At 62.7% G+C, this 12,664-nt stretch carries 15 protein-coding genes; 11 read left to right on the forward strand and 4 right to left on the reverse strand.

What is annotated here, in order from left to right; genetic code table 11:
* Nucleotides 1-82: 82 nt before the first annotated feature.
* Complete coding sequence (locus tag ACN9M1_RS10970; protein WP_426394309.1) at nt 83-586, reverse strand: helix-turn-helix domain-containing protein; 504 nt, start codon at nt 584-586, stop codon at nt 83-85.
* Between the two features lie 235 nt (nt 587-821).
* Here ACN9M1_RS10970 and ACN9M1_RS10975 point away from each other — a divergent pair, with 235 nt between their 5' ends.
* The 11 genes from ACN9M1_RS10975 to ACN9M1_RS11025 all read left to right on the forward strand — a co-directional run bounded on the left by ACN9M1_RS10975 (nt 822) and on the right by ACN9M1_RS11025 (nt 8,130).
* Nucleotides 822-1,106: a helix-turn-helix transcriptional regulator gene (locus tag ACN9M1_RS10975; RefSeq protein WP_316854048.1), complete on the forward strand. Its 285-nt coding sequence runs from the start codon at nt 822-824 to the stop codon at nt 1,104-1,106.
* On the forward strand, nt 1,103-1,351 hold the full coding sequence (locus ACN9M1_RS10980) for an ogr/Delta-like zinc finger family protein (protein ID WP_426394311.1): 249 nt from the start codon (nt 1,103-1,105) through the stop codon (nt 1,349-1,351). Before ACN9M1_RS10975 ends, ACN9M1_RS10980 begins: the two co-directional genes overlap by 4 nt.
* Before the next feature lie 107 nt (nt 1,352-1,458).
* On the forward strand, nt 1,459-1,629 hold the full coding sequence (locus ACN9M1_RS10985; protein WP_426394312.1) for a hypothetical protein: 171 nt from the start codon (nt 1,459-1,461) through the stop codon (nt 1,627-1,629).
* The gene (locus tag ACN9M1_RS10990) at nt 1,629-1,868 is read left to right on the forward strand and encodes a hypothetical protein (protein ID WP_426398851.1); all 240 of its coding nucleotides are present in this window, start codon (nt 1,629-1,631) and stop codon (nt 1,866-1,868) included. The genes ACN9M1_RS10985 and ACN9M1_RS10990 overlap by 1 nt, the downstream gene beginning before the upstream one ends.
* Nucleotides 1,869-2,072: 204 nt before the next feature.
* Nucleotides 2,073-2,381, forward strand: coding sequence for a hypothetical protein (locus ACN9M1_RS10995; protein WP_426394314.1), 309 nt, complete (start codon nt 2,073-2,075; stop codon nt 2,379-2,381).
* Nucleotides 2,381-3,019 carry a hypothetical protein gene (locus ACN9M1_RS11000; RefSeq protein ID WP_426394316.1) on the forward strand — a complete coding sequence of 213 codons (639 nt, stop codon included), beginning with the start codon at nt 2,381-2,383 and terminating at the stop codon, nt 3,017-3,019. The genes ACN9M1_RS10995 and ACN9M1_RS11000 overlap by 1 nt, the downstream gene beginning before the upstream one ends.
* Nucleotides 3,016-3,222 (forward strand): hypothetical protein, encoded by a 207-nt coding sequence (locus tag ACN9M1_RS11005; protein WP_426394318.1) that lies wholly within the window; start codon nt 3,016-3,018, stop codon nt 3,220-3,222. Before ACN9M1_RS11000 ends, ACN9M1_RS11005 begins: the two co-directional genes overlap by 4 nt.
* Before the next feature lie 25 nt (nt 3,223-3,247).
* Complete coding sequence (locus ACN9M1_RS11010; protein WP_426394319.1) at nt 3,248-6,025, forward strand: toprim domain-containing protein; 2,778 nt, start codon at nt 3,248-3,250, stop codon at nt 6,023-6,025.
* Nucleotides 6,012-6,764 (forward strand): hypothetical protein, encoded by a 753-nt coding sequence (locus tag ACN9M1_RS11015; RefSeq protein WP_426398912.1) that lies wholly within the window; start codon nt 6,012-6,014, stop codon nt 6,762-6,764. The genes ACN9M1_RS11010 and ACN9M1_RS11015 overlap by 14 nt, the downstream gene beginning before the upstream one ends.
* Entirely contained in the window at nt 6,668-6,967 is a 300-nt protein-coding gene (xisR, locus tag ACN9M1_RS11020; RefSeq protein ID WP_426394321.1) for an excisionase family protein, read from the forward strand. The genes ACN9M1_RS11015 and xisR overlap by 97 nt, the downstream gene beginning before the upstream one ends.
* On the forward strand, nt 6,916-8,130 hold the full coding sequence (locus ACN9M1_RS11025) for an Arm DNA-binding domain-containing protein (RefSeq protein ID WP_426394323.1): 1,215 nt from the start codon (nt 6,916-6,918) through the stop codon (nt 8,128-8,130). The genes xisR and ACN9M1_RS11025 overlap by 52 nt, the downstream gene beginning before the upstream one ends.
* 172 nt (nt 8,131-8,302) lie before the next feature.
* On the opposite strand, the gene ACN9M1_RS11030 is transcribed toward ACN9M1_RS11025, so the two are convergent.
* From ACN9M1_RS11030 to aspA, 3 genes are read right to left on the reverse strand one after another with little or no spacing between them, the layout of a single operon-like run.
* Nucleotides 8,303-9,742, reverse strand: coding sequence for an amino acid racemase (locus tag ACN9M1_RS11030; RefSeq protein ID WP_426394325.1), 1,440 nt, complete (start codon nt 9,740-9,742; stop codon nt 8,303-8,305).
* Between the two features lie 51 nt (nt 9,743-9,793).
* Nucleotides 9,794-11,083, reverse strand: coding sequence for a dicarboxylate/amino acid:cation symporter (locus tag ACN9M1_RS11035; RefSeq protein ID WP_426394327.1), 1,290 nt, complete (start codon nt 11,081-11,083; stop codon nt 9,794-9,796).
* Nucleotides 11,084-11,139: 56 nt separating this feature from the next.
* Nucleotides 11,140-12,573, reverse strand: coding sequence for an aspartate ammonia-lyase (aspA, locus tag ACN9M1_RS11040; protein ID WP_426394329.1), 1,434 nt, complete (start codon nt 12,571-12,573; stop codon nt 11,140-11,142).
* Nucleotides 12,574-12,664: the final 91 nt, after the last annotated feature.

Genomic DNA, 12,664 nt, shown 5'->3' on the forward strand with positions numbered 1-12,664 from the left:
CCCGCCGGTTTTTGGTGCTTTGGGCGGGCCTCCTTACTGCCTGTGCTGTCGGCGATGTCGCGCGTACGCGCATCGCTCGTTGTTACCGCTTCTTCTTCCCCTTGCTCATGTCGATCGTGAACGGTGTGTTGATAGGCCCATCGACATACTGGCCGACACTGCCCTGCACCTTGATCGAAGTTCCACCTTGGGACTGCATGCCGCCTATGAGTGCCAGGACACCGGCGCGGCCGCGTGCGTCAAGCTTGCGATAACCCGCCAGCACCATTTCTTCTTCGGGTAACGACTCAGCCAAATTGCGACGGCCAGTGACGACGTACAACACGTCCACGCCGACCCGTGCCACTTCAAGCAGGAACTCCGCGTTGGGCGTTGCAGTGCCCTTTTCCCATGCGAGTTGGGAGCCTTTTGATGCTCCACCGATGGCAGCGAATGCCGGCTGAGAGAAGCCCAGGCGCTCGCGCTCTTCTTTTAGACGAGCACCGATGAGAGTTCTTTTTTCTGTGCTTTCATCGTTGACCGTATCAGTTTTCTGTACCATACTTGCGCCGTAGTGCATCACTAACTCGGAAAAGTATATCGCCATGGGTATGCCATCCCTCCCGCGAAAGCGGGCTCCAAGAGGTTGCTCAAAGGAGCGCATCTATACGGCCCTCATGTCAGCAGAACTGTTGGCTGTTGATGCGCATGCCGAACGCGAACACCTCACTCGCTCTGCCATGGCTCGCATCCTGATCCTTCGCGGGATGGCCGCTGGCGAGAAACAGCCTACGCCTGCTGTCACGCAACGTCACACAACTTCGATTGCGGAGGACTGAGCTATGCGACCACCTCAACTGATCGAGCATGCATTGCGCCGCGCACTGTCAGGGCCGAAGCGCCAGGAAGTGGCCCAGGCAGTCGGCTGGGACAACGCAGCCATGAGTCGCTTCCTGAATGGCGACCAGGGCATCACCATCGACAAGATGGACATCCTCGTCCGTGCCGTGGGCTACATCCTCGTCACCTGTAAGTACCTGGATGCCGTGGCGACTCTCGGTGAAGTCGGCATGTCGTGCGAGTGCGCGCGTCAGGGCCTGGGTGAATGCGGGAGGAACACGCAATGAGGTTTTACTGCCCCCACTGCAAGACGCGCATGGTGACGCGTACCAGCCGGCCGCTGTCCCTGCTGTCGGGCGAGGAATACCTCCAGTGCCCGAACATTTTTTGCGGTCTCACCTGCCGCGTCCTGGCATCGATCACCCACCAGATCGTGCCCAGCCTCAACCCGAACCCGATGGTGTTCGTGCCGGTAGGCAGAACAACCCGGCTACCGCAGAACCCCCACCAGCTCGATCTGCTGACCGACTGACGGCCTAGCCCAATCCCGTCCCCCGCGTTTGTTTTCGCGCCTCTTTAGGCGCGGGGGACTCCTTTTGCCTTGAATTTGCCGCACTGCGGCGTTTTGGAGTCACCGCTATGCAACAGCCCGTACTTGCTTTCGTGGTCCGCGTCACCAGCACCACCGGCGTGCGCCAGCGCTTCCTCGTCCTCGCCCGCTCAAGCATCGATGCACTGCTCCTGGTACTTGGCCGGCGCGGCGTTGATCCGCGTGGCGCGTCTGCCCGCCCTGCACGGAGGGCCGCGTGATGCTTGCACTCGTCAACCTCTGGATGCTCGCCACGGCGTTGGTGTCGATCGCCTTGCTGAACTACGCCCCGCACACGCAGCGCTGGGGCGCCCTGGTGGGCCTCCTCGGCCAGCCGGCCTGGCTGTACCTGACCCACGTCACAGGCGAGCCCGGCATGTTCACCGCCAGCCTCTTCTTCACAGTCTGCTACGGCCACGGCGTGTGGCGTGGCTTCGTGATGGGCGCCCGCCATGGCTAGGCCCGTCATCACAGAAGACGACGAGCGGTGGGCGCACCGCTACCTGCGTTTGTCGGTGCCCTTTGAGGCGCTGTCGGCGCCGGTACGCAAGGCAGTGGCCGCAACTGCCGCCGCGCTTGCCCCTCGCCTACGCCGCCGCCCGAATCGATTTCAAACGCCGCGCCGCCGGCGACCTGGACGACTGACCTTCATCGAGACAAGACTATGAAAACAGCCATCACCTTCAACATCGATACCGACCGCCTGCAGAGCTATAGCGACGAATACATCGCGGCGCTCTGGCACATCGCCCAGGTCAACCCGGCACCCCACGCCGACCACGACGCCGGCGTGCTGGTGGAGCACATCGGCCGCGAAATCATTCTCCGCTGGCTGCGTGGCGTTCCCGTGCCGGTCTGGAATGTCCAGGGCCGGGACTACTACCACCAGCAGCTCATACGGTTTGCTCGTTGGAACGGCACCGCGTGGGAGGAAGGCCCAGCAGCGCAGTCGACATGGCCGGAGGTGCTGTGATGCGTGCCGCCAACACGATGAAAGAGAACAAAGAGAGCAATCACAAGGAGCGCCCGATCTTGTTTTCCGGCGACATGGTGCGCGCCATTCTTCACGGTCGAAAAACGCAGACGCGCAGGCTCATCAAGGAGTCCGACATCATCAGTATCAAGTACGACTCCGATGGGGAAGGTTGCTTGGTGGCTCACGAGACCCGTCGCTGCTTCTATGGCCTGCCGGGCGACCGGCTGTGGGTCCGAGAAACGTGGCAGCACAGCAACCACCCATACGGGCCATATGAGCCCGGCTGCGAGACGTTCTATCGCGCTGACTACTTGGACGATCCTCTAGGGCCGAATCTGGAGCGGTCACCTGATGGCATTCGCCGCCAGTGGCGACCAAGCATCCACATGCCACGTGCGGCGTCTCGCATCACGCTGGAAATCACCAGCCTGCATGAAGAGCGCCTGCAGGACATCAGCGAGCTGGACTGTCTGGCCGAAGGCTGCGCGGGCGGCCATGGATCGATCCCCGGCTACCCCTACCACGCTACGCCACGAGAGCATTACCGGTGGCTCTGGAACAGCCTGAACGGCGCCGGTGCATGGGAAGACAACCCTTATGTGTGGGTGCTTCAGTTTCGACCGGTGACGGCATGAGCGCAGAAATCCTTTGCCAAAGGCGCCCATCGCACCCACCAGCCGCACGCTTTGCTGTGGTCTCCAACCCCGGAACCTTGTTCCAGCGCATTGAGGACTATGCGTCGACTCTCACGGGCGCCCACGAGTGCATGAGTTGCTACGACTTTCCGGTGGACGTGATGCTCATCACGCCTTCCGGCGCGCTGACAACTGAATTCTGAAATACCAAGAGGAACGCTTCATTCAATGGCCTCGATCGAAGAACTGAAACAACGCATCGACCTGCATGACCTGGCCGAGCGCCTGGGCATCAAGCGCGGCCCGGGCGGCGACAAGGCGCTCTATCACTCACCGCTGCACGCAGACAAGACGCCGTCCTTGTCCATCTTTGTCAACCATCCCACGCACGGCACGGGCTGGAAAGACCACAGCTCGGGCGAAGGCGGCTCCTGCATCGACCTGGTGATGCTGACGCACGGCTGCGATGTGTCGGAGGCGGTGAAGTGGCTGCACGACGCCTACGCCATTCCGCGTGACGTGCCCACGGGCCAGCAGGAACGCCGCGAGAAGTCCAAGGCCGAGTACATCGCCGATCGCTGCCACGCCGACCGCGAGCATGCGCGTGAGTACCTGAAGGGCCGCGGCATTTCCGATGCGGCCATTGACGCCGCCTTCCGAGCCCGCACGCTTGGCTACAACGCCTGGACCAGCTCGACGGTGCCTGCCGGCTCGGTCGGCCACGGCGGGCCTGCAGCTGCCTTCATTGTCAAGTCGCTCAACACCAGCCAGGTGGTGGCCGTCGACATGCGCTACCTGGACCCGGTGCAGAACGGCAACGTCAAGACGCAGAGCCAGGGCGAGAAAACCGGGCACGGCTGGACCTCAGACCCCGCACGCCTGGCGCGTGCCCGACGCGTGTTCCTGGTCGAGTCCGCCATCAACGCGCTGTCGATCGACACGTGCAATCTGCCAGGCGCAGCAGCGTTTGCCCTGCGCGGCCTGTCCAACGTCGACGGCATCGACTTCTCGTTCCTGCAGGGCAAGCAGTGCGTCATCTGCATGGACAACGATGCGCCGTTCGAGAGCGGGCACCCGCGCGCTGGCCAACGCCCCGGCCCAGAGGCCGCATGGGTGCTGTACGAACGTCTGACCGCGTTGAACATCAGCGCCATGCTGGTCGACCAAACCGAGTGGGTGCGTGGGCTGAACGACGACAAAACGTCGGCCGAGTCGATCAACGACGTGAACGACTACCTGCAAGAGCACGGCGCCGAGCGGCTTGCCCGGGCACTGGACAAGTTCGAGCCGTGGATCATCGCCGGCATGGCGGGCGACGAGACGCGTCGCGGCCGGCCGCGCGTCTACCTGCCGGCGCATGACTTTGCGCAGTACTGGCGCTTCCGTGTGAAGACGGATTTCACCAGCTACATCACCAAGATGGACCGCCAAGGCGAGGGCGACGTGGAAACGCCGGTGTACACCGACCTCTGCGGCTTTCGCGTTGCGTCGATCAGCCGCGTGTCGGTGGCCAGCGCCACGTCGACCATGACGGGCGATCCCGACCAGTCGCCCACGGTGTACTTCGCGGTGTCCGTGCAGGCGCCGCGCCACGGCGCGAAGCTGATCCGCCGCGTGATGATGGACGACCAGCTCCACAACACCGACCTGTGGGGCAAGTTCGGCCCGATCTGGGCGCCGGCGCCGTTCAAGCGCATGGTCAACATCCTGGAGCGCACGGCCGACCTCGGCGCACGCGATGCGGCCAACTTCGTGGGCCTGGCCTGGCGCGATGGCCGGCTGATCGTCAACGAGGGGCCGGACTGCTATTTCACTGAGCCAGAGAAGCAGTGCCCGTATCACAACCTCACCTTCCCCAGCGGCCCGAAGCAGGACGCCCGCACGGTGCTGGAGGCTTTCCAGGCGACGTTTAAGCAGAACGCCGCCACCATCCCCCTGGTGTGGGCGCTCGGTGGCCACCTGAAGGCATTGTTGGGCTTCTGGCCGCACATGACGGTGCAGGCCGACAAGGGCGCGGGCAAATCGACGCTCATCAAGCGCCTGGAGCGCGCTCTGGCCTTCACGATGTTTTCGGGCCAGAGCCTGCAGACCGAGTTCCGCCTGCTCACCAGCGTGTCGCACACCAGCCACCCGGTGGGCTGGGAAGAGCTGTCCGCCCGCCGGCAGGAGATCATCGACAAGGCCGTGGGCCTGCTGCAGGAGAACTATCAGTACACCGTCACCAAGCGCGGCACCGACATGACGGAATACCTCATCAGCGCGCCTGTGATGCTGGCCGGTGAAGACGTGCCCGTGCGCAGCCTGCTCGGCAAGCTGGTGCGCACTACGCTCACCGGCAAGAAGGGGCCGATCATGCCCGACGACCTGCCACGCTTCCCCGTCAAGCAGTGGCTGCAGTTCCTGGCCAGCCTGGACAAGGCCGTTGTCTTGGCCGAGTACCGGAAGATCCACGCCTACTGCACGCGCATGGCCCGGGCCTCGGGCCAGGACGAGGGCGCCAGGCGCATGCTGACCAACTATGCGGCGGTCATGACGGCCTGGTACTACCTGGCGGAGTTCGCTGGCGTCCACCACAGCACCGGCAACTTCATCAACGACCTGCTGGCCGAGATGAACACGCACATCGCCGAGACCAGCGCCGACCGCGAGCCCTGGGTGTGGATCATGGAGACCGCGCTGTCGGAAGTGGACGCCGGCAAGTTCTCGTTCCCGCACGCCTTTGACACCGTGGAGGGCGAGCGCTGCATCCTGCTGCGCACCAGCCACATCATGGACCACATCGCGCACAGCAACCCGCTGCGCGAGAAGTGGAACAGCCTGCCGGTGAAGTCCGACCGCGTGTTCAAGAAGCAGCTCTATGGTGCCGGCGTGGTCGCGGGCGAGAAGGAAGTCGAGCGCACCATCTTCAGCCGTCGCGTGGCGCACCTGACGCCGATTTCGCTCACTCGCCTGGCGGGCTACGGCCTGTCGGTCGCGGTTCGGGAGGATGCCCATGTCCATGCCTGACGCCATCACGCTGGCCACCGTGCCTTCCCCGTTCCATGCGGCCGCAGGCCGCTTCGTCAACTGCGCCCTGGCGCACTTCAGTCTGCCGGCCTGCGGCCGCGTTGTGGCTTTGTCTGGCGCCCACGGCGTGCCGTGCGGCAGCGTCCTGCAGGTGACGAGGTACGGCGCCGGCGGCGACCTGGTTGCTGTCTCCCCCGTACCCCCTTCGAGAGAGAGCCGGCCGGGAGCCTTCGGCCAGGCGCTGGAAGCAAGGGGCGCGCATAGGTTTTTTCAATGGAGGGACACGGGCAGCGCAGAAAACCCGTGGAAATCGACCCTCGGTCCCGCTAAGTCATTGATTCTGGAAGCGATGCCGTCCACAGGTTGGGGGCGCTTTTCCACAGGTTACGGCCATTTCTCCACAGGTCGCGTTTCGGCCGTTCGCCCCGCCGCCCCTTCTTTCTCTCTCTCTAAATCATTGAAAGAGAAGAAGAAAGAACAGGGAAGGAAGCAGGCAGGGCGCGCGCAAGGGTATCCACGGGTTGAGGGCGTTTTTCCACGGGTTCGGACCCCTGCCTATTTTTTCATCCACGGATTCCACAGATCGGAAAGGACCAACCCGTGGAAATCCGTGGAATGGAAAGCCTTTGCGATCAATGACTTATGCGACGAAGAGTGGGCATCCACGGATCCACGAGTTGCGCTGCGTGTGGTCCCCACGCGAGCGAAAGAAATCGGCTACAACGGAGGTGCCCGGTGAAGTGGGTAAAGCTGAAGAAGTACTGTGAGCTGTCCGGCGACACCTCGGCGGCAGTGCACGCAAAGCGGAAGAAAGGGAGCTGGCTGGACGGCGTTCACTGCAAAGTCGCCGCAGACGGCAACTTGTGGATCAACACGGAAGCGGTAGATAAATGGGTGGAACAAGGGGATCGGGCGACAGTAAGCGCCCTGCGCGCGGGGTAACGATCCGCGAACACGCGAACGTCAAGTCGCTGCAGATTTTCTTTGTCTACAAGGGGGTGCGGTGCCGCGAGAGCCTGCGGCTTGAGCCCACCGGCCCCAACATCAAATTTGCCGAGGGCCTGCGCGCCGAGATTCAGCGCCGCATCGCGAACGATTCATTCAAGTACGGGGACTATTTCCCCGACTCGCCGCGCGCCAGGCTGTTCGGCCACGTCGTGACAAAGAAGACGGTGGGCGACCTGCTACGCGGCCAACTGAAGGCCTACGAGTTGGCCGTGGCCAACGGTCAAATGTCGCCATCGACAGCAGACGGCTACGCCAAGATCATCAACGGCAGGCTGCTGACCGAGTTCGATACCACGCCGGTTGCTCAGCTCGCCCCATCCGTGCTGCGTGAGTGGGTCGCCTCGTTGGGCGTCACGGCGAAGACAGCTCGCAACATCCTGTCTGTCTTCCGCTCCACGCTGGACGATGCCGTCAACGATGAGCTGATACCGCGCAACCCGCTGGATCAAATCGCGCTCAAGAAGCTCTTGAGCCGCACGACCAAGAAGTCCGCCTACGAGCCGGACCCGTTCGATACCGCCGAGAAAGAAGCGATCCTGGCCGCCGCAGAAGGCCAGGCCAAGAACCTCTTCCAATTCGCTTTTTGGTCAGGGTTGCGCACCTCTGAGCTGATCGCCTTGGAATGGGGCGACATCGACTGGATCAACGGCTTTGTGCGCGTGCAGCGCGCGGTCGTAGTGAAGACTGAGAAGGAAACAAAGACCGAGGCAGGTACACGGGACGTCATCCTGCTGCCGCTCGCGCGCGCGGCGCTGGAAGCGCAAAAGGCGTACACGCTGCTGGAAGGCAAGCGGGTGTTCCACAACCCGCGTACTGGTCAACCTTGGGAAACCGATGGGCAAATCCGCAAGACCTGCTGGGTGTACATCTTGAAGCGCGCCGGCGTGCGATACCGGAACCCGTACCAGACGCGGCACACGTACGCCTCGACGCTGCTGTCGGCCGGCGAAAACGCGTGGTGGCTAGCTGGTCAGATGGGCCATGTGGACGTTGAAATGATCTTCCGCCACTACGGCAAATGGATACCCGAGAACCAGACCAACGCGTATCGGTTCGCCAATGACTGGAGCCAGGGGCGCGCCACCCGCCAAGCCTAAAAGTACACGTAGAGTACACGCAGCAAATGGCGAAACTCAGAAAACGTTGCTCTGTATGGTTTTGCGGGCGCATGGACCGGGGTTCGATTCCCGCCGGCTCCACCAGCATTCCGAAGCAAAAAAACCCGCGACTGCGAAAGCGTCGCGGGTTTTTTCTTGCTCATCCTCTTGGTCATGCCCTGGAGGGCTGGGCCAGCGCCACACACCGCTTGGCCAGAACATCCGTCGGATCGACTAGCGCGACGGTAGCACCCTCCACCGGAAACGCATCCGTCTGCGCAAAGATCAGTGGCAGCTCCGTGCAACCGAGTATCTGCACCTGGGCACCGCGATGCTGCAAGTGCGCGATAGCAGCACGCAATTGCTCGGCACAGCGGCCTTCCGTGTGACCTGCCTTCACGCCCTCAGCACCGTAGATCGCCTCCATCACCTGCGCCTGGAACACCGGCTCGGGCGCGATGAGCTCCAGTTGCCCGGCTGCCACATCGTGATACACGCGGCTTTCCACTGTGCCGGAGGTGGCCAGCAAGCCGACCCTGGTGCCCTGCCCGTACTTGGCAACGATGTGCCGCACCGTCTCGGTCAGCATGTTGACGATGGGCACCGAGAGATGTGACTGGATGCGCTCCACATACGCATGCGCCGTGTTGCACGGGATGGCGATAGCGTTGGCGCCTTCGGATTCCAGCCGCTTGCAGGTCGCGTACAGCGCGACGGTCGGGTCGGCCTCCTGGCGCAGCAGGTTCGCGGTTCGATCTGGAATTTGCGGGTTCTGCTCCACGACCATCTTGATGTGGTCCTGGTCCTTGGCTGCCTTGGTGTTCTTGACGACCTTACCCATGAAATCCACGGTGGCGGCCGGCCCCACTCCACCAACGATGCCGAGCTTGAACGCCACATCGACACGCCCATCCACCAACGATGTGGCGTAGTCTGCGTAGGCCTGGTTGACGTCGATGATCGCGATGCCGCGCCGTTGCAGCGCAGGGGCCACCAGCGACAGCTCGGTCATGCCCGGGACAATCATGGCAGCGCCCGCCTCCACCAACTCCTGACATGCCTGATGCACGTATTCCAGGCCAAGCCCTTCGGTGTTGCCCGCGCGAATGCCGTCCGCCCCGTACACGGCGTCCATGAGCTTGGCTTGCATCGCCTCGGTCGGATACACGATCTCGAAACGCTCGCCAAACCGACCTTCAAACAGGCGCGCGTGGCGCACATAGTCCGACGCCAGAACGCCGATCTTGCCGCCATTCGGTAATGCATCGTCCAGCGCGCGTGCCAGCGCATCCATCATGTTGACGATGCGCACGGACAGCTCCGCCTGCAGCTCTTCGCGAAACGTATGCGAGGCAAAACACGGCATCAGCACCGCGTCGACCTTCCTCGCCTCGAAAGACTGGCAGGTCTTGAACACATAGAGCTTGCGACCCGTCATGCTCACATCGCGCGTGAGCGGCAACGTCACATCGCGAAACGGGTGCTGCTCGAACAGAAAGTGGTAGCGGCCCTGATCCGCCATGACGGCGCGGCTCTTCACGAGCTTGAGGAAGAGGTCTGCCCCGGCAAGCGTGCCGAGGCCGCCGATGATTCCGAAAGTGAGGTCTTGCATGCTGTGGGATGGATCGTTGTCCTGGCCGATGTTGGCGCGATCTCATTCAGCCTACACGATGGACGCCGGGTGGATGGCCGGCTCAGCCTGCGTGCCATCCACGTCGGTCACGGGCGAAGTTTCATTCTCCAGCTTGGCGACCACCGCAGTGGCGATGCTGTTGCCGACCACGTTCGTCGCCGTGCGGCCCATGTCGAAGAACTGGTCAATGCCGATGATGAGCAGCAGGCCCGCCTCCGGCAGGTGGAACATCGGCAATGTTGCCGCCACAACCACCAGCGACGCACGCGCAACACCGGCCATGCCCTTGCTCGTCACCATCAGCACCAGAAGGATGGTCAACTGCTGCGTGAAGCTCAGTTCGATGTTGTAGGCCTGCGCAATGAACATCACCGCAAAGGCCTGGTACATCATCGACCCATCCAGATTGAACGAATAACCCAGCGGCAACACGAAGCTCGACACGCGCTTGGACACACCAAAGCGCTCCAGCGCGGTAATCGTTTTGGGGTAGGCAGACTCGCTGCTCGCAGTCGAGAACGCCAGCAGGATCGGCTCGCGGATCAGCTTGGCCAAGCGGCCCGTGCCCCGGCCGAGGAACAGGTAGCCCACGCCAAACAGGATGACCCACAGGATGGCCAGGCCGAGGTAGAACTCGCCGACCAGCTTGCCGTAGCTGACCAGCACGCCGATGCCCTCAACGGTAATCGAGGCAGCCATGGCGGCAAACACGCCCACCGGTGCAAAGCGCATCACATAGTCGGTCATGCGGAACATCACCTTGGTCAGCTCTTCGATGCAGCTGACGATGGTCGACTTGCCGGTGCCCTTCACGTAAGCCAGCGCCGCGCCAAAGAACAGCGAGAACACGAGAATCTGCAGGATCTCGTTGTTGCCCATCGCCTCGAAGATGCTCTTCGGAAACACGTGGGTGAAGAATCCCTTCAGGCTGAAATCACCCGTCTTCAAATTGGTGGCGGCAGCCACGTCGGGCAACGCCAGGTTCAAATGCGCGCCCGGCTGGAAGACGTTGACGAGCAGCATGCCCAGCGCCAGCGAAATCGCCGAAGCCGACACAAACCACACCATGGCCTTCAGCCCGATGCGCCCCACCGCCTTGCCGTCCGACATGCTCGCCAGACCGCCCACGAGCGTGGCGAAAACCAGCGGCGCAATGATCATCTTGATCATGCGCAGAAAGATGTCCGTGACGATGCCGAAGTAGCTGGCGATGTCCTTTGCGGCTTGCGCGTCCTTGGCAACCGCATGACAGAGCCAGCCGACGGCAACGCCCGCCACCATGGCGACCACGATCTGCGTGGTCAGTTTCTTTGTATTCATGTTGTCCTCCACCTGTGGGTGATGTGTTCCGGAACGTCGATGCGTTCCGGTGTTATTTATTGGTTGAGCGTGATCGGTGCACGCGGTGCGGTCAGCACCTCGGGGCGCAGGATCTCCGCCAAAGCCGCGGCGGAAAGCAGGCCACGCTCAAGCACGATGTCCGCGACCTTGCGGCCGGTCTCCAGCGCCTCGCGCGCGACTTCCGTCGAGTTGGCATAGCCGATGTACGGGTTGAGCGCCGTGACCAGCACGATCGACCGGTCGAGCACGTCGCGCATATGGTCCTGATTGGCCGTGATACCGCGCACGCACTTTTCGTCCAGCGTGGCGCAGGCCTGCGTCAGGTGGCTGATGCTGCGGAACAGCGAGTACGCGATGATCGGCTCGAACGCGTTGAGCTGCAGTTGCCCCGCCTCGGCGGCCATGGTGATGGTCATGTCGTTGCCGATGACTTCGAACGCCACCTGGTTCACGACTTCCGGAATCACCGGGTTGACCTTGCCAGGCATGATGCTGGAGCCGGCTTGCATGGGCGGCAGGTTGATTTCACCAAACCCCGCGCGCGGCCCGCTGGAGAGCAGGCGCAAGTCGTTGCACACCTTCGACAGTTTCACCGCAATGCGCTTGAGCACACCCGAGAGCTGCACGAACGCACCGCAATCCTGCGTGGCCTCAATTAGGTAAGGCGCGGTATGCAAGGGCAAACCGCTGACCGCGCACAGATGCTTACGCACCAGCACCGCATAGTCCGGATGCGCGTTGATGCCAGTGCCAATCGCCGTGGCACCCAGGTTGATTTCGCAAATCAACGGCAGCGCTTCACCGAGCCGCTGGCGGTCTTCGCCCAGCATGACCGCGTACGTGCCGAACTCCTGCCCAAGCGTCATGGGCACCGCGTCTTGAAGCTGCGTGCGGCCGACTTTCAGAAAGCTTCGGAACTCCGCCGACTTGCGCTCGAACGACGCTTCGAGCAACGCCATCTGCTCGAGCAGGCGCTGCGCGCTGCGATACGTCGCCATCTTCAGCGCCGTGGGGTACACGTCGTTGGTCGACTGGCTCATGTTGACGTGCTCGTTCGGGTGCAAGACCTCGTACGTGCCGCGCGGGTGGCCGAGCAGATCGAGCGCCTTGTTGCATACGACCTCGTTGGCGTTCATGTTGGTCGACGTGCCCGCACCGCCTTGGATCAGATCCACCGCGAACTGGTCGGCATGCTGGCCGGCCCGAATGGCCTTGCACGCAGCGACGATCGCCTGGCAGCGGATGTCGTCGAGCAAACCAAGCTCATGGTTGGCCAGCGCGGCGGCCTCTTTGATGTCGACCAACGCGACGATCAGCTCCGGATATTTCGAGATCGGGTCTCCCGAAATCGGAAAATTCTCCAGCGCCCTGAGCGTATGAATGCCGTAATACGCCTCGGCAGGGACCTCGCGGTACCCCAACAAGTCGTGCTCGCGCCGCGCCCCCTTTACCTTTTCTTGAATAGCCATCGCCTTCCTCGTCCATGCGCCTCCTTGGCGCATTCGGATTCTAGGAGCGCAAAACAAATAACTTGATGAGGATGCGCGCTGAAGTCATTCC

Origin of the sequence: Ralstonia sp. R-29, from assembly GCF_049913345.1 — a bacterium.
Lineage (GTDB): Bacteria > Pseudomonadota > Gammaproteobacteria > Burkholderiales > Burkholderiaceae > Ralstonia.